Source organism: Mesorhizobium sp. L103C131B0 (assembly GCF_000502275.1).
Taxonomy (GTDB): Bacteria; Pseudomonadota; Alphaproteobacteria; order Rhizobiales; family Rhizobiaceae; genus Mesorhizobium.
Genome location: NZ_AYXC01000012.1, coordinates 42,230 through 64,644, shown reverse-complemented (window position 1 = coordinate 64,644; position 22,415 = coordinate 42,230). Strand labels below are relative to the sequence as shown.

The following is a 22,415-nucleotide window of genomic DNA, read 5'->3' as shown; positions in this document are numbered from 1 at the left end:
GCGCCGATCAGGCTTGGTCGTTGATCAGCCTGCGCAACAGTTCCAGTTCCTGCGCCAGCGTGTTGTCGACGCCGGAAAGGTCCTCGATCTTGCGCACCGCATGCAGCACCGTGGTGTGGTCGCGCCCGCCGAACCGCCGGCCGATCTCCGGCAGCGAGCGCGGCGTCAATACCTTCGACAGGTACATGGCGACCTGCCTGGGCTTCACGATGGTGCGCGTGCGCCGGTTGGACAGCAACTCGGTCTTCGACACATTGTAGTGGCGCGCCACGATGCGCTGGATGTCCTCGATGCGCACCCGCTTCGGCTCGCCAGAGCGATAGATGTGCCCCAGGATCTCGTCGATGCGGTCGATGGTGATCGCCGGCTCGAACGACTGACGAAACAGCAGTTGGTTGAACGCGCCCTCCAGCTCACGCCCGCTGCCGGTGACGGTACGGGCGACATGGTTGAGGATCTCCTCCGAAATATTGAGCGACGCATCGTCGACCTTGGCCGTGGCAAGCCGCAGCTTGAGCATGCCGATGCGCATGGCGAAGTCCGGCGCCGACATTTCCAGCGCGACACCGCCATTGAGGCGCGAGCGCACCCGCGGTTCCAGCGATTCCAGTTCCGACGGCGGCCTGTCGGCGGCAACCACCACTTGCTTGGCGCTGTCGAGCAGCATGTTGATGAGATGGCAGAATTCGTGCTGGATCGACTTGCCCTGCAGGAACTGCATGTCGTCGATGATCAAGAGGTCGATGTCGCGCAGCTGTTCCTTCAGCGTCAGCGCATTGTTGTCGCGGATCGCGGTGGCGAAGCGCCACATGAAATATTCGGCCGTCAGATAGACGACGCGCGATTTCGGGTTCTGTTTCAGGGATTCGGCCGCAATCGCCTGCAAAAGGTGCGTCTTGCCGAGCCCGACGGTTGCATGAAGGAACAGCGGGTTGAAGCGCACCGCGCTCGACTGCGATTCCGCCACGGCTTTGGCTGCGGCGAAAGCCACCCGGTTCGACGGGCCTTCGATGAAGGAGCCGAACGTGTAGCGCGGGTCGAGCGGCGACCCCAGCACATTGTGCCGGAATTCGCTCTCGATCGGCGTGCCGGGACGAGGGGCGGGCGCCCGCTCCACCCTGCCGGGGCCGACCGTGCCGGCCGCCAATGCGGTCTGCGTATGCTTGGTCATCTTGCGCGCCGGCACGACCTCGGGTTCGGCGCCATTGCGGGCAGGACGGGTCGCGGTGCGCACGACCATCTCGATCTTGAGGATTTCGGGATCCTCGTGCTTCCACAGATCGGCGATGAGATCGAGATAATGGCCATTGATCCACGAGCGCAGGAAGGCCGTGGGCACCGAGATGCGTACAATGCCCCGGGAAGCCTCAGCCACCTTCATACGGCCGAACCAACTCGAATAGACCTCGGTTCCCAGGCGCGCCTTCAACTGGGCCTTGACCCGGTCGAACTTCTGTTCCGCGTCGCTGGAAGCCGCCATATCGTGCGCTCCGACCAATGTTCCGGGAAATGGCAGGTCGCCCGTAAGCTCCCGCTCGATGCCGCTCTGCATGATTGTGCGTCCCTTTTCCTTTGTACCTTTTTTCCGCCGGGAGTGCGCCTCCTGCACCCATGTTTCCGGCGACCGTATCTTCGCTACAACACCACCGCCGCCGCCGGCGGATGACGTTGCCTCGTCAGAATGGGATCGGTCCCGGCTGCTTAAGGCCAGTCCGTCTGACATGTTCGGGCAAAGCGGTGCTACCCGGCGAAAACGCCGGTGCGCCATCAAGCTGCCATGTACAATTACGCCAGTCCCCTATCGTATCGAAAAGGCAAGCCATACCCGTTCGCGGAATTGATCCACGTCATGAATTCTGCCACTGTTAGCTGGCCGATTCAGGCTGGGTTAAGGGCTAAGGCCCGTCCCTTTCGATAGATCGACATTACCGAAATCGCTGTGGATAGGGCAAGGCCACCTCTAACGGATTTTTAAGGAATCTGGTTAGTGAACAACGGTTCGGGCTCCGTGCTGGAAGCGCATATTTTGACAAAGCCATTGGGATTCAAACCCTTTTGCCGCGAATATGAAAATGGCTGTGCGGTTTGAAATTTTCTGAAATAATTCGCTTGACACCAACTTGCTGCCTATCGCCCACAGGCGATGTGAACAAGCTGTGGATCACTTCCAGCAAGTCGTTGAAAAACATCAGCAATTTGTGACAGCCAAATTTATTGGCGTGGGCCGTTTCGGCGGATTGGAATATCAGTGGGAGTGTATGTGCCGGCAAAGCATTCCAGACTCTGGAATGCGGCTCGGGCGTGCTTTGCGGCCGTTCTTTTTAAGTGCTTGCCGGCAAACGAAAAAACCCGGCGCGATTGGCCGGGTTTGAAAGAACGACAGTTCAGGAACGGTCAATCAGGCCGACAGCACCTTGAGGCGGTGAGCCAGACGCGACACCTTGCGCGATGCCGTATTCTTATGGATCACGCCCTTGGTCGCGGCGCGCATCAATTCCGGCTCTGCGGTCTTGAAGGCTTCCAGCGCGGCTGCCTTGTCGCCGGCAGCCAGTGCCTCTTCGACCTGGCGGACATATGTACGCACGCGCGAGCGGCGGTTCTTGTTGATCGCTGCGCGGCGGGCGATCTTGCGCGTTGCCTTTTTGGCCGAGGAGGTATTGGCCATGATGCCTCTCTTCTGATCTGGTGGGCGCATGCGGGATGCCGCAGGGCGCAAAAAACAAACGGGCAGCCAACGGCCGCCTCGGTTGGAGCGGCTTATAGTTCAGCTTTTCCGGCGCGTCAACGCCGCTTTGGCTTCTTTTTGGTCCTCGCCGCCGCCACTCTAGCGATTGGTGAAATTCGGCTTCCGCTTCTCGGCAAAGGCTGCCATCCCTTCCTTCTGGTCGTCGAGCGCAAACAGCGAGTGGAACAGCCGGCGTTCGAAGCGCAGTCCCTCCGCCAGCGTCGTCTCGTAGGCGCGGTTGACTGCCTCCTTGGCCATCATCACCGATGGCAGTGAAAACTCTGATATCCTGGCCGCGGCCTTCATCGCCTCCTCGATCAACTCGCCGGCCGGCACGACGCGCGAGGCCAGGCCGCTGCGCTCGGCTTCGGCGGCATCCATCATCCGACCGGTCAGGCACATGTCCATGGCCTTCGACTTGCCGACAAAGCGGGTCAGCCGTTGCGAGCCGCCCATGCCGGGAATGACGCCAAGCGTGATTTCGGGTTGGCCGAACTTGGCCGTGTCGGCGGCAATGATGAAATCGCACATCATCGCCAGTTCGCAGCCGCCGCCCAGCGCATAGCCCGCGACAGCGGCGATCATCGGCTTGCGCGCACGGGTAAACTCTTCCCAGCCGACGAAGAAATCCTGCACATAGGCCTCCGCGTAGGTGACGGCCTGCATTTCCTTGATGTCGGCGCCCGCCGCAAAAGCCTTCTCGGAACCGGTGATGACCATGGCGCCGATGCCGGGATCGGCGTCGAACCCCTTTGCCGCCGTCAGCAAATCCGCCAGCACCTGCGCGTTCAGCGCGTTGAGCGCCTTAGGCCGGTTCAACGTGATCAGGCCGACCTTGCCGCGCGTCTCGACGATGATGGTTTCATAGCTCATGGGCTGGCCTCCTGGTTGCGGCACTGAAGGACCGTCTAGCTTACCGCTGGCAGGTCCGGCAATAAAAGGTCGAGCGGCCGCTTTGCACGATGCGCTCGATGTGGCCGCGACAGCCGGGCGTCGGACAGGGCTCGCCTTCGCGATCGTAGACCGCGAAGGAATGCTGGAAATAGCCCAGCGACCCGTCTGTGTGCACATAGTCGCGCAGCGAAGACCCGCCGGCGGCGATCGCATCGGCGATCACCGAACGGATTGCCTCGGCCAGTCGTTCGCTCTGTTCCTTGGCCTTCTTGCTGGTCCCGGCGATGGTGCCTGCCTCGCGCAATGGCGAAAGGCCGGCGCGCCACAGCGCTTCCGACACATAGATATTGCCGAGCCCGGCAATCAGCTTCTGGTCGAGCAGCGCCGCCTTCAACGGCGATCTGCGGCCCTTCAGCAGAGAGGCGAGCAGGGCGCCTTCCAGCGCATTGCCGGTCGGCTCGACGCCCAGTCCCGCGAGCATCGGATGCGCCTCGGCCAGGCCTTCCGCAAACAGCATGAAGCCGAACCGACGCGGGTCGTTGAAGACCACGCGAGACTGGACGCCGACAGGCGACACGACATGGAACACCACATGGTCGTGCTTGGCATTCCTCGAGCGCTCTTGATGGAACGTGCCGGGCGTCTCTTTCTCATCGGCGGTCTCGATGCGGAACGAGCCCGACATGCCGAGATGGCAGATCATCACCGGGCCATCGTCCAGGTGTATGGTGAGATATTTGGCGCGGCGGCCAAGCGCGATGACCGTCTTGCCGGTCAGCCGCTGCGCAAATTTCGCCGGAAACGGAAATCTGAGATCGGGCCGGCGCGCCTCGACGCGTACGATCCGCGCGCTTTCCAGAACCGGCTGCAGGCCGCGCCGGACGGTTTCGACCTCGGGCAGTTCAGGCATGGCCGCCTATCGCCGCATGGAAGGAAGCGCCGTGGCGGCCGCGCGCCAGCTTGAGGTGTTCGGCGACCGTCTCGCCGATATCGGCGAAGGTGGTCCTGAGCCCGATGTCGCCGCCCGTGAGACCCGGTGCGGTGCCGATGACCGGGACGCGTTCGCGCGTGTGGTCGGTGCCTCGCCATGTCGGATCGTTGCCATGGTCGGCGGTGAGGATGAGCAGATCGCCCGGCTTCAGCTTTGCCAGTGCCTCGGGCAGCCGGCGGTCGAAGGCTTCGAGCGCTGCAGCATAGCCGGCGACGTCGCGGCGATGGCCGAAATCGGTGTCGAAGTCGACGAAATTGGCGAACACCAGGTCGCCGTCGCCGGCATCGTCCATCGCACCCAGCGCCTTGTCGAACATTGCCATGTTGCCGGGCGCCTTGCGTACTTCCGAGATACCGCGATGGGCGAAGATGTCGCCGATCTTGCCGACCGCGATCACCCGGCTGCCGCGCCCGGTCAAGCGGTCGAGCAGCGTCGGCTCAGGCGGCGGCACGGCGTAGTCATGGCGGTTGTAGGTGCGCTCGAAGGTGGCCGATGTTTCGCCCAGGAAAGGCCGTGCGATCACCCGTCCGATCTTCAGCGGATCGACCAGCCGGCGTACCGTCTTGCAGAACTCGTAGAGCCGCTCCAGGCCGAAATGAACTTCGTGCGCTGCTATCTGCAGGACGGAATCGACCGAGGTGTAGCAGATCGGCTGGCCAGTGCGGATATGCTCCTCGCCGAAGCGCTCGATGATCTCCGTGCCGGGCGCATGGCAGTTGCCGAGAATGCCCGGCACCTTACCCTCGCGGATCATCGCTTCGGTCAGTTCGGCAGGGAAGGTGGGCACCTTATCGGGGAAATAGCCCCAGTCGAACCGCACGGGCAGCCCGGCGATTTCCCAGTGACCCGACGGCGTATCCTTGCCGCTCGAAATCTCCTGCGCGGCGCCGTGGAAAGCGGAGGCTGAAACAGCGGCTTTGCTGTCGAATTGGAAGCCGGTTGCGGTTTCTGCTGCGCGGCCGAGACCGAGCGAAACCATGGTGGGCACCTTCAGCGGTCCCTCGCGCAGGCCCTCGCGATCGGCGCGGGCTTCCGCGCAGGCCAGCGCGATATGTCCGAATGTGTTCGAGCCGGCGTCGCCATAGGGTTCGGCATCGGCGGCGCCGCCAATGCCGAAAGAATCGAGAACGAAGAGGAAAGCGCGTGCCATCGGTGCCGTCATTGCCAGTCTGGTTGACCAGACATAAGGTCCCGTCGCGGCATTGGCAAATCGTAAACCAGGCGGCAACGGCCTGACGCGATGGTCGCGAAGTCGGGCAGGCGCGCTGTACGCATCCTTGAGACATGCGATGCGCTTCAAGGAACGGCGTGCGGGGCATGGATCGATGAGACGGGCTGACCTGGGTTGGAGTGCACTGGCGACCACTGTAGCGCTGCTGGCCTCGCAGCTCGCCGCGCACGCCGACTGGCGCGACCAGATCGGCACGTTTCGGATCGGCATCGTTGCCGAGCCGGGCGCCGGCAACACGGTTCCGGGTCTGGCCATGCTGACTGACGCCTACGGCAGGGCGCTCGGCATGAAGGTGGAATTCGTCGTCGCGCATGACTATGCGGCGCTGATAGAGGCACAGGCCAATGGCCGGATTCAGTACGCGGTCTATTCGGCGACCGCCTACGCCACCGCCTCGGAGCGCTGCGGCTGCGTCGAACCTCTTGTGGCGCCGGTCGATGCCGACGGTGCCACGGGCATCCGCTCCGTGCTTTTGACGCGCGACGGCAGGCTTTCCGATCTCGCGGCCCTGGAAACGCACCGCATCGCCATGGCGCCTTCCGACAATGTCGGCGGTTCGCTTCTACCGCTCGCCGGGCTGGCGGCCGACGGCATCAAGATCAGCCAGGATGCGCCATTCCTCGCTCATGCCGGCTCGGCTGCCGCCGCAGAAGCGATGCTGGTCGATGGCCAGGCCGATGCCTTGTTCGGCTGGGAGCGGGCCACGGCGGAAAACCGGACGGCGATTGCTGGCGATCAGCCGGCTGATCCGGACGGCACGGCGGCGCGACTGGAGGCGGCGGGCATTCCAGAAGCCGCGCTCCAGATCATCTGGACCTCCGGCGTGCTCAGATACGGCCCTCACGCCGTCCGCAGCGATCTCGACCCCGAAGCCAAACGCCGACTGACCGTCTTCCTCACCAATCTCAGATCGCAGTCGCCGGAAGTCTACGATTTCGTGGAATCGAAACATTCGGGAGGGTTCACGCTCGCCGCTGCGAGTGACTATGCGATGGCCGATTCCATCGTGCGCCTGGTGTCGGGCAGCACCGACAGCGGCGCGCAATAAAGCCGGGGTCGGATGGGCCAGAGCTGCTTCAGCAATCGCTGCAGGGGATCGACGTGGTCCGGCGCGGCCTGAGATAGTAGGTTTCGCTCATCGTTATCTTGCCTTCGTTGAAGGCCGAGATAAATCCGAGCGGCTTTTCGGAGCCTTCCGACCAGGAGATGATCGGTTGGTATGCTAGAGTGGTTTTGACACGAATGAGGAAAGTCCCCGCAACATTGAGCGTCGCCGGAACGGTGGTGGAAGTTGTCGGGTTGGAGTCGCGGCCAGTCTTTCCATCCAGCACGCTCCAGGACCACGCCACCTTTGCTTGCGGTATCGGATTGTTCGGGTCGGTTCTGATGTCGATTGCCGTAATGGAGATATTGGCGACCGAGCGGTTGTAAGGCTGAAGGCTGGAGTTGCCGATCTTCATGATGTCGGTGAGATCTGCGTTGACCACCGACGTTTGCTGCGTGACGAGGTCGGCAACCATGGAGCTGATGCGGCTGACCTTCTTGCTGGCCTCGATGGCTTGCGAGGCCTCCATCGTAATGAAATACATGATCAGCAAGACAGGCACGATGAGGGCAAACTCGACGGCCGCTATGCCGCGCCGATCGGAAAAAAACCGCTCCGCTCTCTTCCAGCTAACCGACATCCCCGGATGTGCCCCCGCACGAAACATGCACTTTTCCTTTTGCTTACACGTGCAATTTCAGTTGTCGAATGGCTCGTTTTGCCACGTTGTCGTCGCGTAATGCAGAGTCTTGCCGCCATCCATATTCGACATGTATTGAGCCATGAAATCGGTCATGACCGGCCAAGGGTAAAAGACCCGCAGCATGTTCTTTGATTCTGCCGGACCTATTGTAGGGGTCCCGAAAGCCGGGTCCTTGCCTGTATCCGGATCCTTGCCCGTCAGCGTGATGGTCGAGCCGGAAATCGTGAAACCCGCACTGGCTGCCCCGGCAAAGGTCTTGAACGGGCGCAGATCCACCAGCAAACCGGGGCAACCCTTCGCGACAATGATCTCGAGTCTGGCGCAGACCAAGCCCTTCAGCTTCTCTTCCGTCACATCCGCTTGCCTCAACTGGCCAGTACGCAACTGACGGGCGATATCATCGGTGATGTTGGCCATCACCTCCTGTCCGGCAAATGAAACGCAGCTCTCGAGGATGGCGAAGACGAGAGCCGCAAACGGTAGCGCAAGCATCGCGAATTCTATCGCCGTGCTGCCGCGCCGATCACGAAGGAAATGAGGGGCAAACGTCACGCGCCCTGCCTTGGCCTTGCAGATCTCGCGTTCTGAATCCTCGTCCAAAACGTCGCCCATATCCCGTTCCTGCGATCCTGATGCGGTACCGTCAGCACCACTATCAAGAACCCATTTAGCTCCGGTTTGAATGACCGTTAAATTCGACCAGGCGACATTAACCGGCCGCTAACCGACGCGGCTTTCCCGAGACAATCGAGCCAACTGAGGCGCTTACTGCCCAGCGCTCATCTCGGCTTCGGACGACTTTTCCGAGTCGCTCTTGTACGAGCTTTCGCAATAGGGCGTGCAGGACATGGTCTGTACCGAGGCGCGCCTGTAGATACGCACGGACGACGCGTCCTGGCGCACCACGGTCACCTGCTCGTCGACGATCGGGCTGCCATCGTGGTCGAGGACAACCAGATTGGTGACGCCGAACCCCTTGCCAGTCAGTACGATCGTCGATGCATCCTGGACGGAGGCGTCGGCAATCGCCGGATTGCCGACGACTATGGTGTCGGCGGGGCGTGTCAGTTTGACGATCTTGGCCTGATTCATCGTCACTTCGATGCCGGCTCCGGCCTTGGCCGGCAGCACAAAAGCCGGGACGGCGAGAAGCGCGACAAGCAGGAATGACGATTTCATGGCAGTCATCAAGGCGCTCCACAGCGGCAAAACTTGTTCAAAGAAACATGAAGGAGATTGGTGAACCAACGGTTAAACCCTTGACCGGCGCCGGGGTATTCGCACCAATCCTGCTGCCAGCTAATGTAACAATGCATCCTGCCGATAGCCGTGAAATTACAGCTCTTCACGGGCAGGCGAGCTACTGTCCAGCGTTTAGTTTACGGTTAACCACGCAAGCTGTTCGAAGCGGGAAAGGAATCGGTAAGGCTGTTTATTAAGCCGATTGAAAGAGCTTCTCCGTAGATTGGCAGCATCCGATCAACCACCACAGAAGTTGACGGAAGTGCTGTAACACGTGGAGTAGGAGCTCTCGAATGTCTAATCTCATCGCACGTTTCGCGAAGGACGAATCCGGCGCGACCGCTATCGAATACGGTCTGATCGCAGCTCTCATCGCGCTTGCCATCATGGTTGGCGCTGGTCAGCTCGGCAATGCCCTGAACAACAAGTTCAAGGACATCGCGGATTGCGTGAAGGATCCGACGAACGCTGCTTGTAAGTAATAGTCTAGCATCCTGTTTCGACTGGTAGACTGGAAGGGCCGCCTCGCTGGCGGCCCTTTTGTCTTTGAAGATCGTTTGGCTTTGGTCTTTGCTGCGCCGCTTGGCGCCCTGACATTTCCCGGGATTTGCCCCGCATCAGCAGAACTCACCAATCCTTAACCCAAGCCGCCTAACCTGCAGCCATCGTTGCCTTTCCAACCATGAGAGACCGATGCTCAACGCGCTGATCTTCGTTGTCTTTCCGTTTTGCATGCTTTTTGCGGCGATCTCCGACGCGCTGTCGATGACAATCTCCAATCGGGTGCCGGTGCTGCTTGTGGCCGTCTTTGCCGTGGTTGCGCCACTGACGGGTATGGACTGGGCAACTTACGGCTGGCATTTCGCCGCCGGCGGCCTGGTGCTGGCCGTGACTTTCGGTCTGTTTGCGCTCGGCGGCATGGGCGGAGGCGATGCCAAGCTTTTGGCAGCCACGTCCATCTGGATGGGGCTCAACATTCACCTTGTCAATTACCTCGTCGCTTCGACGTTCATCGGTGGCATGCTGACGCTCGCCATTCTCTTCTATCGGAAATCGCCGCTGGCGACCTACACCAGTCACAATCCGGTCCTGCGCCATTTCGCCGACGAGATGAATGGCGTTCCCTATGGCATCGCACTCGGCATTGGCGGGCTGCTGACCTATCCCGATTCGCCCTTGATGGAATGGGCATTGGCAAGGTTGGCGACCTGATGTAGCGAACCTCCTCTGCCCTTTCGGCATCGATCCTGAAAAGAGGCGGCTTGGCCGCCTTTTTCATTTTGTCGGAGCATGGTCGTGTAATTATGTAAACCTTGAATTAATCACGATCGTAAGCATTGTATTAACCTTGTTTTGACGATTGCCGCTGCAAAGTCCGGCCTGGCTAGGTGGTTGCCTAAAGGCGAGGGTTCGGACAGATGCCAGCATCCCGACTGATCATTCTGGGCGTGGCGGTGGCCGCGGCGGGTGGTGCAGGTTATGTTGCCAAGAATATGGTGGCGGTCCCGCCCCAGCAGGTCGTCGTCGATGCCCCGCAGGCGCCGGCCATCGCCTTGCAGGATGTGCTCGTGCTTTCCGGCGACGTGCCGATGGGAAGCCCGCTTGAGAACAATCTCAGCTGGGAGTCCTGGCCGTCCGATGGCATCAATGCGAATTTCATCACCCGTGCCGCCGAACCCGAAGCGCGGGAGAAGCTGAAGGGCTCCGTCGCCCGCATGGCGATGTACACCGGTGAGCCGTTGCGGCGCTCCAAGCTGATCGGCGAGGGGCAGAGCTTCATGTCTTCGATCCTGCCCACCGGCATGCGTGCCGTCGCCACCGCGATCTCGGCCGACACGTCGGCAGGCGGCTTTATCCTGCCTAACGATTTTGTCGACGTCATCATGACCCGCAGATCCGACACCGGCAACGCCGGTAGCGGATTCACCACCGAGACCATCCTCAAGAACATCCGCGTCCTGGCGATCGATCAGACCATCCAGGAGGACGAGGAAGGCAAGAAGACCAGGGTCGGACAGACGGCGACGCTGGAGCTGACGCCGCAGCAGGCCGAGATCATCACCGTCGCCCAGCAGATGGCCGATCGCCTGACGCTGGCGCTGCGCTCGATCACCGACAACAAGGAAAAGGGTACCGATGAAGCCGACTACCTCGTTTCCGGCAATGGGCGGCGCGGAACGGTGCGGTTGATCAAATCGGGCGAAGTTTCCGAAGTAGGGGCAAGGAAATGAGGTTAGTCGCTAGACTGCCGGTCACCACGGCTGCGGCCATCGGTCTGCTTTTTCTCGGAGCCCATGCAAGTGGCCTTGTCGACGCCAAGGCCGCCGGAAAGAGCGTCGGGGTCATGGCCTCGTCGGCCACGCAACGTGTCAAGCTTGGCCTCAACAAATCGGTGGTCATCGATCTGCCGAGCGACGCCTACGACATCCTGGTCGCCAACCCCGCGGTCGCCGATGCGGTGACCCGCACCGCAAGGCGGATCTATCTGTTCGGCAAGTCGGTGGGCGAAACCAACATCTTCGTCTTCGGTCCCAATGGCGAGCAGATCGCCAGCCTGGATCTGGCCGTCGAACGCGACGTCGCCGGATTGGAAGATTATCTCAAGCGCTTCCTTCCGAATGCCGAGATCAAGGTCGAGTTGCTGAACGACAACGTCGTCCTGACCGGGACGGTGGACACGCCGCTCGATGCCAAGCGCGCCGTCGATCTGGCAACCATCTTCGTGTCCGGCGGTGAAGCGACGACCGGTCAGTATTCGCAGACCGCGGCAGGCGGCAATGCCAATGGCGGCGTCGACATCAACAATCCGGATGCCGAACGCCGGGTCTCGAAGATCGTCAACCTGCTGCAGATCATCGGCGACGACCAGGTGACGCTGAAGGTGACCGTGGCCGAAGTCAGCCGCTCGGTGATGAAGCAGCTCGGCGTCAACATGGTTGGCAAAGGCAGCTCCAACGGCATCAGCTTCAATGCGACCAGTGACACCTTCCCCGGCCTAGGCAAGCCGTTGTCGAGTTCGGGGGTCAATTTTGCCACCTCTGCTCTGCAGGGCTACATCACTGCGATGGAGCAGTCCGGCGTCATGAAAACGCTGGCCGAGCCTACTTTGACGGCCGTCTCCGGTGAGAAGGCGACCTTCAAGGTCGGCGGCGAGTACAATATGGTCAGCGCCGTTACAAATGCCAAGTCGGATGCCAATCAGAATGCCGACAGGGTTTGGACGGCTCAGAAAATCGAATACGGCATCGGCCTGGAATTTCAGCCTGTGGTGCTGTCGCCCGGTCGCATCAGCCTGAAGGTCAGGACGTCGGTTTCCGAACCGACCACCGAAGGCGCGGTCTCTTTCGGAGACACCAACGTCATATCGCTGCGCAAACGTTTGGCCGACACGACCGTGGAACTGCCTTCGGGTGGATCGATGATGATAGCCGGCCTCGTCCGCGACGACGTCAGGCAGGCGGTAAACGGCTTGCCCGGACTGACCAAGATCCCGGTGCTCGGCACGCTCTTCCGCAGCCGCGATTTCGTCCGCAACGAAAGCGAGTTGGTCATCATCATCACGCCTTATCTGGCGCGGCCGGTGGCGCGCAACGACCTGGCCAAGCCGGATGACAATTTCAACGCCGCTGGCGATGGCCCGGCCATGTTCCTTGGCCGCGTCAACCGCGTCTACGGCACCATGCAGACAGACAAGCCCAACGGCCGCTACCACGGCGTTGTCGGCTTCATCTACAAGTAAGCGGGGAGCGGACATGTCTCAGTCAACATCGAAGGCAATGGCGGTCGCCGCGACAGTGCGGTCCGGCCGTGCCCGGATCAGCCGATCGGCAATGCCGATCCTGGCGATCGCGATCGCCGCCTCGCTCGCCGGTTGCGCCAAGCGCGACAGCATCACGGTTGGGGCGATTCCCGATGATTATCGCACCACGCATCCGATCATGATTGCCGAGAAGAACCAGAAGCTGGACCTCCCGGTCGGCGCCGGCGATCGCGGCATGACCGGCTCGCAGCGCGACACGCTTCTGGGCTTCCTTGACGGCTACGACAGGAGCGCTGCCCCGGCGCTGACGATCGCAATCCCGATCGGCTCGGCCAATGAGGTGGCGGCGACTGCCGCGGCGCGCGATTTCGCCAGGCTGGCGGTTGCCGGCGGCATCAAGCGAAACCGGATCGTGGTGACCTCCTACCAGTCGGTTTCCCCGGAAGCCTCGGCGCCTATCCGCGTTTCCTATATTTCGGTGAGAGCCCAGACCGACAAATGCGGGCGCTGGCCCGAAGACATCCTCGCAACCTCCGAAAACAAGCACTACGCCGATTACGGCTGCTCCTCTCAAAACAACCTCGCTGCGCAACTCGCCAATCCGGCCGATCTGCTCGGGCCAAGAAAGTCGTCCGATATCGACGCCGAGAACCGCGGCGCGGTGATCGACGTCTATCGCGGCAGAGGTATTTCGGACGAGTTCCTCGGCAGTTCGGAAGTGACGTATTAGGAGCGCCGGTCCCGCGTAGAGACCGGAACGAGAAGTCACGGAAAAGAGCATGACGATGAGCAATCTTGCCTACGACACGCCCGGAGACGGCGGCGACAGCTCCCAATCGGATGTTGCAGCGATGCAGGCGCTGCGGCCGGTGCCGCGTATTTCTATCCAGGCATTTTGCGAGACGGAAGGTGTCGCGCATCCGGTGGAGCGGGCCGGCGAGGATCGCCGCATGGCCAAGGCGCATCTGAAAGTGCATATGGGCGGCATCGCCACGGCGATCGAATTCTATCAATCGGCGCCGACGCCGAACCTCATCCTGCTGGAATCGCGCAGCGAACCGAAGCAATTGCTGGAGCAGCTTGCCCAGCTTTCAGAATATTGCGATCCCTCCTCCAAAGTCGTGGTGATCGGCCACTACAACGATGTCGGTCTCTACCGCGAACTCATTCGCTTCGGTATTTCCGAATATGTCATCGCACCGGTGTCGATGGCCGATATCGTCTCCGTGGTGTCATCGATCTTCGTCGATCCGGAAGCCGAGCCGATCGGCCGCTCGATCGCCTTCATCGGCGCCAAGGGCGGCGTCGGCTCCTCGACCATCGCCCACAATGTAGCGTGGGCGATGTCATCGCTGTTCAAGTCGGAAGTGGTCGTCGCCGATCTCGACCTGGCTTTCGGGACGGCCAACATAAATTTCGACCAGGACCCCGCGCAAGGCATCGCCGAAGCCGTATTTTCGCCCGAACGCGTCGACGAAGTCTATCTCGACCGTCTGCTTGCCCAGTGCGCCGAACATCTGTCGCTGCTCGCCGCGCCCTCCACACTGGAACGTGTCTATGATTTCGATCCCGATGCCTTCACGCAACTCATCGATACCGCCCAGCGCAGCGTGCCGCTGCTGGTGCTCGACGTCCCCCATATCTGGACGGGCTGGACCAAGAACACACTGATCAAGGCCGACGAGATCGTCATCACGGCGACGCCGGAACTGGCCAATCTGCGCAACACCAAGAACCTGGTCGATATGCTGACGAGGCTTCGCCCGAACGATCCGCCGCCGAAGCTGATCATCAACCAGGCCGGCGTGCCGAAACGGCCCGAGATTTCCGCTTCCGACTTCGCCGAGCCGCTCAGCCTCACGCCGATGTCGGTCATCGCCTTCGACCCGTTGTTGTTTGGAAATGCCGCCAACAACGGCCGCATGCTGGGCGAGATGGATGCCAGGAGCCCGGTCGTCGGCATGATCAACGAAATCGCGCATGTCCTGACCGGTCGCAGCGAAATCAAGGCCAGGAAGAAGGCAGGCCTTGGCGGCCTGCTCGGCAAGCTCTCGCGTAACAAGAAATGACGCTCCCCTCCAAATCAAGAAGTAGAGCATGATGTCGTCCGAAAACCGCTTCGGCATCATGTTCTGGACGGAATTGGTAGTCGATCATGTTTGGTAAAAGAGGCTCCGACGACGGCGGCCGGTTCACCCCGGAGTTCCGTCAGCCAGCACCGGCGCCAGCGGCGCCGGCCACTGCAACGCCTGCGGACATGGCGGTACTTGCCCGGCCCGCGGCAGCGCCGCCTGGAGCGCCGGGAACCCCGCCAACTCGCCGTGCCGTTGAGGCGCCATCGATGGCGCCGGAGCCGCCAAAAAAGATCCAGCGCGAAAAAAGTGAAACCTACTACGACACCAAGAGCCAGGTCTTCTCCGCGCTCATCGACACCATTGACCTGTCGCAACTCGCCAAGCTCGATCCCGAGAGCGCGCGCGAGGAAATCCGCGACATCGTCAACGACATCATCGCCATCAAAAATTTCGCAATGTCGATCGCCGAGCAGGAAGAGTTGCTCGAGGACATCTGCAACGATGTGCTGGGCTACGGCCCGCTGGAGCCGCTGCTCGCCCGCGACGATATCGCCGACATCATGGTCAACGGCTCCAAGAACGTCTACATCGAAGTCAATGGCAAGGTCGAACAGACCGGCATCCGCTTCCGCGACAATCAGCAGCTGCTCAACATCTGCCAGCGCATCGTCAGCCAGGTTGGCCGCCGCGTCGACGAATCGAGTCCGATCTGCGACGCCCGCCTACCCGACGGCTCCCGCGTCAACGTCATCGCCCCGCCGCTCTCCATCGACGGCACCGCGCTCACCATCCGCAAGTTCAAGAAGGACAAGCTGACGCTCGATCAGCTGGTCAAGTTCGGCGCCATCTCGCCGCAGGGCGCCGAGATCCTCAAGATCATCGGCCGCGTCCGCTGCAACATCGTCATCTCCGGCGGTACCGGCTCCGGCAAGACGACGCTGCTCAACTGCCTGACCAACTATATCGACCGCGAGGAACGCGTCATCACCTGCGAGGACTCGGCCGAACTGCAACTGCAGCAGCCGCACGTGGTGCGTCTCGAAACCCGCCCGCCCAATCTCGAGGGCGAAGGCGAGGTGACCATGCGCGACCTGGTCAAGAACTGCCTGCGCATGCGGCCCGAACGCATTATCGTCGGCGAAGTGCGCGGACCGGAGGTTTTCGACCTGCTGCAGGCGATGAACACCGGCCATGACGGGTCGATGGGAACGATCCACTCCAACAGCCCGCGCGAATGCCTGAACCGTATCGAATCGATGATCGCCATGGGCGGCTATTCGCTGCCGCAGAAGACCGTGCGTGAAATCGTCGTCGGCTCCATCGATGTCATCATCCAGGCAGCACGCCTTCGCGACGGCTCGCGCCGCATCACCCACATCACCGAGGTGATCGGCATGGAAGGCGACGTCATCATCACGCAGGATATCGTGCTCTACAACATCAAGGGCGAGGACTCGAATGGAAGGCTGCTTGGCGAGCACGTGTCGACCGGCATCGGCCGTCCGCACTTCTGGGATCGCGCCCGCTACTATGGCGAGGAACAGCGCCTCGCCAATGCGCTGGAATCGATGGAGAAACGCGCTGACTGACGCATATCGAGGTTGGAAGCAATTCCAGAAAAAGTGTGAAGCGGTTTTCCCGGGAAAAGCGCGTAGTGCTTTCCCTTGGGAATTGCGTCAAAACAAAGCGATAGCGCATATCGCCGTTTCCTTGAAACGGCGATATGCGCTGGGGACCGAGGTCGATGTTCGGAATTGACACCACCGTACTGGCGTTCATCGTGCTCGCCGGCTTCAGCGCCGGTGCGGTCGCCTATGCCTTCCTGTTCACGAAGATGAGCAACGAGAAGCAGGCCGGCAAGCGGCTCGAGACGATCAAGGCGGCCGAGACCGATCGTTCGGTCGTCAAGGCTTCGCGCGACCGTGTCGCGGAGGCGGTCAAGCGGCGTAAATCTGTCCAGGATACGCTGAAACAGCTCGACGAAAAGCAGAAAACCAACGAACTCGCCGTCAAGAAGCCGCCGTTGAAGGCCCAGATTCGTCAGGCCGGCATGCAGGTCTCGATCGAGCGTTTCTATATCTACTCCGTCATTTGCGGGATCGCGCTGACGGTGCTTGCCTATCTCGCCGGCGCGCCGCTTCTGGTCCTGCCGGGCGCGCTGCTGGCGGGGGCGCTCGGCCTGCCGCGCTGGTTCGTCTCGTTTCGCCGCGCGCGCCGGGTCAAGGCGTTCCTCAACGAATTTCCCAACGCCCTCGACATCATCGTGCGCGCCGTCAAATCCGGCCTGCCGCTCAACGACGCCATTCGCCTGATCGCCAGTGAATCGCCGGAGCCGGTCAAGACCGAGTTCCGCCGGATTGTCGATTCACAGCAGATTGGCATGTCCATCCCCGATGCCACCTTGCGCATGGCTGAAACCATGCCGTGCAGCGAGGCAAGCTTCTTCGGCATCGTTATCCAGATCCAGTCACAGGCCGGCGGTAATCTCTCCGAGGCGCTTGGCAACCTGTCGCGCGTGCTTCGCGATCGCAAGAAGATGAAGGCCAAGGTCCAGGCGCTTTCCATGGAAGCCAAGGCGTCGGCCGTCATCATCGGCGCGCTGCCTTTTGTCGTCGCCCTTCTCGTCTATCTGTCGAGCCCGAACTACATCATGCCGCTGTTCACCACCAGCACCGGCAATCTGATCCTCGGCTGTTCCGGCGTCTGGATGTCGATCGGCATTCTGGTGATGCGCAAGATGATGAACTTTGAAGTTTAGGCCGACCTTGGAAAGCTCGAAACGAAAAGACTGAAAACGAATGACCGACCAAGTCGTAAAATCGCTGACCGATCCTGCCTTCCTGATAGCGTTGCTGGTTGGCATTGCGGTGTTCGCGACCGTCTTCACGGTGCTGCCGGCCCTTGGTGGCAATCAGCTCAAGACGCGCATGAGATCGGTGGCGCTGGAGCGTGACGAATTGCGCGCCAAGCAGCGCGCGCGGCTTGCCAATGAAGCCGATCGTCGCCGCAAGGGGCTGCGCGAAGAGCAGTCGATCGGCATGCGCAACATCGTCGACAGGCTGGACCTGCGGCGTGCGTTGGCCGATGAAGGCACGTTGCAGAAGCTCAAGGTGGCGGGCTTTCGTGGCCAGAACCCGCTGACGCGCTTCCTGTTCTTCCGCCTGATCCTGCCTTTTGTCGGTTTCGCGCTGGCAGGGATCTATCTGTTCGTGCTCGGCGGACTGCCGGACCGGCCGGCCTTCGTGAAACTGTTCGTCTGCATCCTTGTCGCCTACGCGGGTTTCTACGCGCCGATCCTTTACGTCAACAATCGTGCCGCCAAGCGCAAGCAGTCGATCCAGGCGGCGTGGCCGGATGCGCTGGACCTGATGCTGATCTGCGTCGAATCGGGCATGTCGGTCGAGGCTGCCTTGCGCAAGGTCTCCGAGGAGATCGGTTCGCAGTCGGTGGCGCTGGCGGAGGAATTCGTGCTGACCAACGCCGAACTCTCTTATCTGCAGGAGCGCAGGCAGGCTTATGAAAACCTCTCGGCTCGTACCGGCCTGGAATCGGTGAAGTCAGTGTCCCAGGCGCTGGTCCAGGCCGAACGCTACGGCACCCCCGTGGCGCACGCATTGCGCGTGCTGGCCTCGGAAAGCCGCGACATGCGCATGAATGCCGCCGAGAAGAAGGCCGCCGCCCTGCCGCCGAAGCTTACCGTGCCGATGATCCTGTTCTTCCTGCCGGTTTTGTTCGCCATCATTCTGGGCCCAGCCGGCATTCAGGTCAGTCAGCGCGGCATCTTCGGCGACCAGCACAATTCCTCAAGCCAGTAGGCCTCGTTGCAGCCGTACAAAAGAGCCGCACTGCCAATGCAGTGCGGCTCTTGGTTTTCAGCGTTGATGCGTGGACGGATTTGCGCTGTGCGGAGCCGGCGCCCATGCGGCGCTCAGTTGGTCGCCGGCTTTGCCTTGTCCTGATCCTTGAGTTGGCTCCAGGCGTTCTGCTGGGCAAGCATCTGGCGAAGATAGGCTACATTGGCTTGCGCCTGTTCGGGCGAAAGCTCCTGCGAGGCGATCTTCTCGGCCTCGTCGAAGCGGCCCTGCAGTCCCACGACCAGCGCAAGGTTCTGGCGCACCCGGCTGTCGGCATTCGGTTGCCGGGCTGCCGAGCGCATATAGGTCTCGGCGGTGCGCAGATCGCCTTCCAGCACATAGGACATGCCGAGATTGGAAAGGATCGAGGGTTCGTTCGGCTTGAGGTCCAGCGCCTTGCGGTAGTTCTGGCGCGCTTCATCCTTCTGCCCGAGCTGGTCGAGGATGGCGGCCTCGGCGGACATCAGCCGCCAGTCCGGATATTCCGGTGTCTGCGCCCGGCGCACGGCGTCGAGCGCAGGCTCGAACTGGCCGTTGGCGGCCAGCGCCTTGCCGTAGGCGGCAAGCACGTCGCGGTCCTTGGGGTAGGCGATCGCCAGCTTGCGCATCACGGCAAGCGACTGGTCGGCATCGCCGTCCATCTGGAGCGCCGCCGCAAAATTTGTCGCCAGCCGCTTGTCGTTGGGGTTCTTTGCGTAGGATTCGCCCAGCCGCCCGGTCGCCCCGTGCAACTCGCTGGCCGACATGGTTTCCAGCGGTTTGCCGCTGGTGCGCCCGATCGAGCCGGTCGTGAGCTTGCTGGTTCCGCACCCCGCAGCACCGGCCGCCAGCGCCATCAGCAGTGCCGTGGTGACCAACCGTTTGCCCGTGACGTTCATCCTGCGGTTGGTGGGCATCGGCACGGGGCTCTCCATTCCTGCGCGTGGCCATTCACGTGGCCATCTTCATCCCCGCAGAAATATTCTGTTAACCCTAACGGACAGTTAAAAAGTGAGCCGTCGGATCGGTGAACGGCCCGCCGGAAGCCTTTGGCCTGGCATGTCCAATGTCCGGCTCTGTGCATAGGTGTTGAAATCATTCGACGTCCCTGTCACTTGACTGAGGACGATCTGCAAGCCTCCCGGAGACCATCGAATGCCTGTCGAACTCATCGAGACACTAAGCACTGCCTTGCCGGTCCATCTGGTCGCGAGGGATGGACTGGAGGCTTTGGCGCTTTCGCCTTCCACGATCGCATGGGCGGCCGCCAACGGCTTTTCCGGCGAAGCCGGCAGGACGCTGGCCCTGCCCGGCGACAACGGTTCCCTTGCCGGCGCCTTGTTCGGCGTCGGTGATGGCGAGGGGGCGCTGGCCGTCGGCATGCTGGCGAGAGCCTTGCCGGAAGGCGACTGGCATTTTGCCGCCGCTCCAGCCGAGCCGGAACTCGCGGCCATAGGCTTGGTGCTCGGCGGCTATGTCTTCACTCGCTACGGCAAGAAATCAGGCAAGGCGTTGCGTTTTGCGCTGCCGTCCGGCGCCGATGCGGGTCGTGTCCGGCGCATCGCCGACGGCGTCTTCCTGGCGCGCGACCTCGTCAACACGCCGACCAGCGACATGGGACCGGACGAGTTGGAGAAGGCCGTGCGGACCCTGGCGGCCACTCACAAGGCCGAGGTGTCGGTGATCAAGGGGGATGATCTCCTGAAGCAGAATTTCCCGATGATCCATGCGGTCGGCCGGGCCTCGGTCGGAGCGCCGCGCCTGATCGACATGGTTTGGGGACCGGAAGGCGCGCCGAAGGTGACGCTGGTCGGCAAGGGTGTCTGTTTCGACACTGGCGGCCTCGACATCAAGCCTTCGTCGGGCATGCTCTTGATGAAGAAGGATATGGGCGGCGCCGCCAATGTGCTTGGCCTGGCCTCTATGATCATGGCTGCCGGGCTGAAGGTCCGGCTGCGCGTCCTGATCCCGGCGGTCGAGAATTCGATTGCCGGCAACGCCTTCCGGCCTGGAGATGTGCTGACCAGCCGCAAGGGCATTACCGTCGAGATCGGCAACACCGACGCCGAAGGGCGGTTGGTGCTGGCCGATGCGCTGGCGCTGGCCGATGACGAGGAGCCGGAACTGCTGATCGACATGGCGACGCTGACCGGGGCAGCGCGTGTCGCGCTCGGCCCCGATCTGCCGCCTTTCTACACTGGCGACGAAACGCTGGCGTCCGAACTGGCTGCGGCCTCCATGGCCGTCGAGGATCCGTTGTGGCGCATGCCGTTGTGGCGGCCCTATGACGCCAGGCTGGCGTCGAAGATCGCCGACATCAACAATGTCACCACCGACGGCTTCGCCGGTTCGGTCACCGCGGCGCTGTTCCTCAAGCGCTTTGTCGAACGGACAACGGGCTGGGCGCACTTCGACATCTTCGCCTGGAACCCGTCCGATCGCCCCTATGGACCCGCCGGCGGCGAGGCGCAAGGCATCCGTGCACTGGAGCGGGTCATTTCGAGGCGCTATGCCTGACGCCCTGAGACCGCCACCAAAACTGAAACGGAACCGAAACAATTTGCCGTCATGCTCGGGCGATGTCGATTTCGATGCGTCCGAGCCAGGCGATGCGGCTGTGGCAGCAGGTGATGCTGTCGCAGGTGCGCGCCGGCGCGCCAGATCTCACCATGCGCCAGACGGCGATCCTGTTCACCATCTATCTCGACCCGCCGCCGCACACGGTGCGCGGTCTAGCCGCCCGCCTCAATGTCACCAAGCCGGTTATCACCCGCGCGCTCGACACGATGGGTGCGCTGAAACTGGTGTCACGCCATCGCGACGAGCTCGACAAGCGCAATGTGCTGATCCGGCGCACGGTCGAAGGCGCGCTCTTTGTCGAGCGCTTCGGGGATGGTATCGTTGCCAGGGCTCATGAACTGCCCATCTGATCAATCCATGAATTAGAACGAGTACCGATTTGACTGCCAGGGATGCCCGCCTCCACGCCTTCCGTTCCGACCTCGCCGATGCAAGGCTGAAAGGGGAGGTTTCGGCCGATCGCTTCGTCACCGGCCGTCCGGCTCGGATCACGGCCTCCGTGGCTGACGTGCGCAAGGCACCGCGCCCGGATGCCGGCGTCAACACGCAGGTACTGTTCGGCGACGATGTGCTTGTCTTCGAGGAAGCCGAAGGCTGGGCCTGGGTCCAGGCCGAACGCGACGGCTATGTCGGCTACGTCGGCGCCACCATGCTGGGCGCACGCGAGCATGCGCCAACCCACATCGTCACGGCGCCGCGCACTTTTCTCTATCCAGGCCCGGATCTGCGCTTTCCGATCAGCGGGCAATTGTCGATGGGCTCGACGGTGACGGTGACGGGCGCTGCCGAAACGCGCGGCACGCACTATGCGCTGTTGCCTTCCGGCGAGGCGCTGATCGCCGGCCATGTGCGCCCGGTCAGCGATATCGCCGCCGACTGTGTCTCGGTCGCCGAGATGTTTATCGGCACGCCCTATCTCTGGGGCGGCACCTCCGGCTTCGGCATCGACTGTTCTGGCCTCGTGCAACTGGCCATGCGCATGGCCGGCCGCAATGTGCTGCGTGATTCCGACATGCAAGCGGCAGGCCTCGGCGAGCCGCTCGATCCGGGACCCGATTATGCCGGGCTGAAACGCGGTGACCTCGTGTTCTGGAAGGGGCATGTCGCGGTGATGACCGACGCCGAGACCATGATCCACGCCAACGGCCACACCATGCTGGTCTCGCGCGAAGGGCTGAAGGAGGCGATCGGCCGGATTGGGTATCTCTATGGCGGGCCGACGGGCTTTCGGCGGCCGTAGCGCCTCTTCCTTCGGCCCGTTCACGGGGAGAAGGTGCCCGAAGGGCGGATGAGGGGCGGCGCCAGCGATTGAAAGCTCGCGCTGTCCCTCACCTGC

Annotated in this window: 23 protein-coding genes; 14 read left to right on the top strand and 9 right to left on the bottom strand. The window is 62.0% G+C overall.

Annotated features, from left to right (window positions below):
- Positions 1-7 precede the first annotated feature (7 nt).
- Positions 8-1,552 carry a chromosomal replication initiator protein DnaA gene (gene dnaA, locus X730_RS145515; RefSeq protein ID WP_031197124.1) on the bottom strand — a complete coding sequence of 515 codons (1,545 nt, stop codon included), beginning with the start codon at positions 1,550-1,552 and terminating at the stop codon, positions 8-10.
- Positions 1,553-2,120: 568 nt separating this feature from the next.
- Between dnaA and X730_RS1000000167610 the strand changes: the two genes are divergently transcribed.
- The gene (locus tag X730_RS1000000167610; RefSeq protein ID WP_155922475.1) at positions 2,121-2,372 is read left to right on the top strand and encodes a hypothetical protein; all 252 of its coding nucleotides are present in this window, start codon (positions 2,121-2,123) and stop codon (positions 2,370-2,372) included.
- A 26-nt stretch (positions 2,373-2,398) separates the two neighbouring features.
- Here X730_RS1000000167610 and rpsT read toward each other — a convergent pair whose 3' ends face one another.
- The 4 genes from rpsT to X730_RS145535 all read right to left on the bottom strand — a co-directional run bounded on the left by rpsT (position 2,399) and on the right by X730_RS145535 (position 5,760).
- Positions 2,399-2,665: a 30S ribosomal protein S20 gene (gene rpsT, locus X730_RS145520; protein WP_023681995.1), complete on the bottom strand. Its 267-nt coding sequence runs from the start codon at positions 2,663-2,665 to the stop codon at positions 2,399-2,401.
- Positions 2,666-2,824: 159 nt separating this feature from the next.
- Positions 2,825-3,598, bottom strand: coding sequence for an enoyl-CoA hydratase (locus tag X730_RS145525; protein WP_023681994.1), 774 nt, complete (start codon positions 3,596-3,598; stop codon positions 2,825-2,827).
- A gap of 40 nt (positions 3,599-3,638) precedes the next feature.
- The gene (mutM, locus tag X730_RS145530) at positions 3,639-4,529 is read right to left on the bottom strand and encodes a bifunctional DNA-formamidopyrimidine glycosylase/DNA-(apurinic or apyrimidinic site) lyase (protein ID WP_023681993.1); all 891 of its coding nucleotides are present in this window, start codon (positions 4,527-4,529) and stop codon (positions 3,639-3,641) included.
- Positions 4,522-5,760 (bottom strand): phosphopentomutase, encoded by a 1,239-nt coding sequence (locus X730_RS145535; RefSeq protein WP_023681992.1) that lies wholly within the window; start codon positions 5,758-5,760, stop codon positions 4,522-4,524. Before X730_RS145535 ends, mutM begins: the two co-directional genes overlap by 8 nt.
- Positions 5,761-5,935: 175 nt before the next feature.
- Between X730_RS145535 and X730_RS145540 the strand changes: the two genes are divergently transcribed.
- Positions 5,936-6,889: a PhnD/SsuA/transferrin family substrate-binding protein gene (locus X730_RS145540; protein WP_023669581.1), complete on the top strand. Its 954-nt coding sequence runs from the start codon at positions 5,936-5,938 to the stop codon at positions 6,887-6,889.
- A 28-nt stretch (positions 6,890-6,917) separates the two neighbouring features.
- On the opposite strand, the gene X730_RS145545 is transcribed toward X730_RS145540, so the two are convergent.
- The 3 genes from X730_RS145545 to X730_RS145555 form a co-directional block, all read right to left on the bottom strand.
- On the bottom strand, positions 6,918-7,553 hold the full coding sequence (locus X730_RS145545; RefSeq protein WP_023688725.1) for a TadE/TadG family type IV pilus assembly protein: 636 nt from the start codon (positions 7,551-7,553) through the stop codon (positions 6,918-6,920).
- Positions 7,554-7,583: 30 nt separating this feature from the next.
- Positions 7,584-8,201 (bottom strand): TadE/TadG family type IV pilus assembly protein, encoded by a 618-nt coding sequence (locus X730_RS145550; RefSeq protein WP_050587454.1) that lies wholly within the window; start codon positions 8,199-8,201, stop codon positions 7,584-7,586.
- A 153-nt stretch (positions 8,202-8,354) separates the two neighbouring features.
- Positions 8,355-8,777, bottom strand: a complete 423-nt coding sequence (locus X730_RS145555; protein ID WP_023681988.1) for a pilus assembly protein N-terminal domain-containing protein — start codon at positions 8,775-8,777, stop codon at positions 8,355-8,357.
- A 347-nt stretch (positions 8,778-9,124) separates the two neighbouring features.
- Between X730_RS145555 and X730_RS145560 the strand changes: the two genes are divergently transcribed.
- The 9 genes from X730_RS145560 (at position 9,125) to X730_RS145600 (ending at position 18,481) form a co-directional block, all read left to right on the top strand.
- Positions 9,125-9,313, top strand: coding sequence for a Flp family type IVb pilin (locus tag X730_RS145560; protein WP_023699479.1), 189 nt, complete (start codon positions 9,125-9,127; stop codon positions 9,311-9,313).
- A 211-nt stretch (positions 9,314-9,524) separates the two neighbouring features.
- Positions 9,525-10,043 (top strand): prepilin peptidase, encoded by a 519-nt coding sequence (locus X730_RS145565; protein WP_023823746.1) that lies wholly within the window; start codon positions 9,525-9,527, stop codon positions 10,041-10,043.
- A gap of 206 nt (positions 10,044-10,249) precedes the next feature.
- A complete protein-coding gene (cpaB, locus tag X730_RS145570) occupies positions 10,250-11,062 on the top strand; it encodes a Flp pilus assembly protein CpaB (protein WP_023688721.1) in 813 nt (270 codons plus the stop codon).
- Entirely contained in the window at positions 11,059-12,570 is a 1,512-nt protein-coding gene (locus tag X730_RS145575) for a type II and III secretion system protein family protein (protein WP_023823744.1), read from the top strand. The genes cpaB and X730_RS145575 overlap by 4 nt, the downstream gene beginning before the upstream one ends.
- 13 nt (positions 12,571-12,583) lie before the next feature.
- Positions 12,584-13,321, top strand: a complete 738-nt coding sequence (locus X730_RS145580; RefSeq protein ID WP_023826812.1) for a CpaD family pilus assembly protein — start codon at positions 12,584-12,586, stop codon at positions 13,319-13,321.
- A 55-nt stretch (positions 13,322-13,376) separates the two neighbouring features.
- A complete protein-coding gene (locus tag X730_RS145585; RefSeq protein ID WP_023692561.1) occupies positions 13,377-14,660 on the top strand; it encodes a CpaE family protein in 1,284 nt (427 codons plus the stop codon).
- Between the two features lie 86 nt (positions 14,661-14,746).
- A complete protein-coding gene (locus X730_RS145590) occupies positions 14,747-16,255 on the top strand; it encodes a CpaF family protein (protein ID WP_023688717.1) in 1,509 nt (502 codons plus the stop codon).
- Positions 16,256-16,410: 155 nt separating this feature from the next.
- Entirely contained in the window at positions 16,411-17,424 is a 1,014-nt protein-coding gene (locus X730_RS145595) for a type II secretion system F family protein (RefSeq protein WP_023669592.1), read from the top strand.
- Between the two features lie 40 nt (positions 17,425-17,464).
- Positions 17,465-18,481 carry a type II secretion system F family protein gene (locus X730_RS145600; protein WP_023826811.1) on the top strand — a complete coding sequence of 339 codons (1,017 nt, stop codon included), beginning with the start codon at positions 17,465-17,467 and terminating at the stop codon, positions 18,479-18,481.
- 113 nt (positions 18,482-18,594) lie between these two features.
- Here X730_RS145600 and X730_RS145605 read toward each other — a convergent pair whose 3' ends face one another.
- Complete coding sequence (locus X730_RS145605; RefSeq protein WP_023826810.1) at positions 18,595-19,416, bottom strand: tetratricopeptide repeat protein; 822 nt, start codon at positions 19,414-19,416, stop codon at positions 18,595-18,597.
- A 238-nt stretch (positions 19,417-19,654) separates the two neighbouring features.
- Between X730_RS145605 and X730_RS145610 the strand changes: the two genes are divergently transcribed.
- The 3 genes from X730_RS145610 to X730_RS145620 all read left to right on the top strand — a co-directional run bounded on the left by X730_RS145610 (position 19,655) and on the right by X730_RS145620 (position 22,319).
- Positions 19,655-21,016, top strand: coding sequence for a leucyl aminopeptidase family protein (locus tag X730_RS145610; RefSeq protein WP_023751937.1), 1,362 nt, complete (start codon positions 19,655-19,657; stop codon positions 21,014-21,016).
- Between the two features lie 62 nt (positions 21,017-21,078).
- A complete protein-coding gene (locus tag X730_RS145615) occupies positions 21,079-21,429 on the top strand; it encodes a MarR family winged helix-turn-helix transcriptional regulator (protein ID WP_023669596.1) in 351 nt (116 codons plus the stop codon).
- Positions 21,430-21,458: 29 nt separating this feature from the next.
- A complete protein-coding gene (locus X730_RS145620) occupies positions 21,459-22,319 on the top strand; it encodes an NlpC/P60 family protein (RefSeq protein WP_023826809.1) in 861 nt (286 codons plus the stop codon).
- Positions 22,320-22,415: the final 96 nt, after the last annotated feature.

Bases quoted from the DNA above. Each gene is read 5' to 3' on its own strand.
- X730_RS145535 (WP_023681992.1), bottom strand. From the start codon at position 5,760: ATGGCACGCGCTTTCCTCTTCGTTCTCGATTCTTTCGGCATTGGCGGC.
- X730_RS145560 (WP_023699479.1), top strand. From the start codon at position 9,125: ATGTCTAATCTCATCGCACGTTTCGCGAAGGACGAATCCGGCGCGACC.
- rpsT (WP_023681995.1), bottom strand. From the start codon at position 2,665: ATGGCCAATACCTCCTCGGCCAAAAAGGCAACGCGCAAGATCGCCCGC.
- X730_RS145585 (WP_023692561.1), top strand. From the start codon at position 13,377: ATGAGCAATCTTGCCTACGACACGCCCGGAGACGGCGGCGACAGCTCC.
- X730_RS145525 (WP_023681994.1), bottom strand. From the start codon at position 3,598: ATGAGCTATGAAACCATCATCGTCGAGACGCGCGGCAAGGTCGGCCTG.
- X730_RS145565 (WP_023823746.1), top strand. From the start codon at position 9,525: ATGCTCAACGCGCTGATCTTCGTTGTCTTTCCGTTTTGCATGCTTTTT.
- X730_RS145540 (WP_023669581.1), top strand. From the start codon at position 5,936: ATGAGACGGGCTGACCTGGGTTGGAGTGCACTGGCGACCACTGTAGCG.
- X730_RS145600 (WP_023826811.1), top strand. From the start codon at position 17,465: ATGACCGACCAAGTCGTAAAATCGCTGACCGATCCTGCCTTCCTGATA.
- X730_RS145615 (WP_023669596.1), top strand. From the start codon at position 21,079: ATGTCGATTTCGATGCGTCCGAGCCAGGCGATGCGGCTGTGGCAGCAG.
- cpaB (WP_023688721.1), top strand. From the start codon at position 10,250: ATGCCAGCATCCCGACTGATCATTCTGGGCGTGGCGGTGGCCGCGGCG.
- dnaA (WP_031197124.1), bottom strand. From the start codon at position 1,552: ATGCAGAGCGGCATCGAGCGGGAGCTTACGGGCGACCTGCCATTTCCC.
- X730_RS145595 (WP_023669592.1), top strand. From the start codon at position 16,411: ATGTTCGGAATTGACACCACCGTACTGGCGTTCATCGTGCTCGCCGGC.
- X730_RS145590 (WP_023688717.1), top strand. From the start codon at position 14,747: ATGTTTGGTAAAAGAGGCTCCGACGACGGCGGCCGGTTCACCCCGGAG.
- X730_RS145575 (WP_023823744.1), top strand. From the start codon at position 11,059: ATGAGGTTAGTCGCTAGACTGCCGGTCACCACGGCTGCGGCCATCGGT.
- X730_RS145545 (WP_023688725.1), bottom strand. From the start codon at position 7,553: ATGTTTCGTGCGGGGGCACATCCGGGGATGTCGGTTAGCTGGAAGAGA.
- X730_RS145550 (WP_050587454.1), bottom strand. From the start codon at position 8,201: ATGGGCGACGTTTTGGACGAGGATTCAGAACGCGAGATCTGCAAGGCC.
- mutM (WP_023681993.1), bottom strand. From the start codon at position 4,529: ATGCCTGAACTGCCCGAGGTCGAAACCGTCCGGCGCGGCCTGCAGCCG.
- X730_RS145605 (WP_023826810.1), bottom strand. From the start codon at position 19,416: ATGCCCACCAACCGCAGGATGAACGTCACGGGCAAACGGTTGGTCACC.
- X730_RS145580 (WP_023826812.1), top strand. From the start codon at position 12,584: ATGTCTCAGTCAACATCGAAGGCAATGGCGGTCGCCGCGACAGTGCGG.
- X730_RS145555 (WP_023681988.1), bottom strand. From the start codon at position 8,777: ATGACTGCCATGAAATCGTCATTCCTGCTTGTCGCGCTTCTCGCCGTC.
- X730_RS145610 (WP_023751937.1), top strand. From the start codon at position 19,655: ATGCCTGTCGAACTCATCGAGACACTAAGCACTGCCTTGCCGGTCCAT.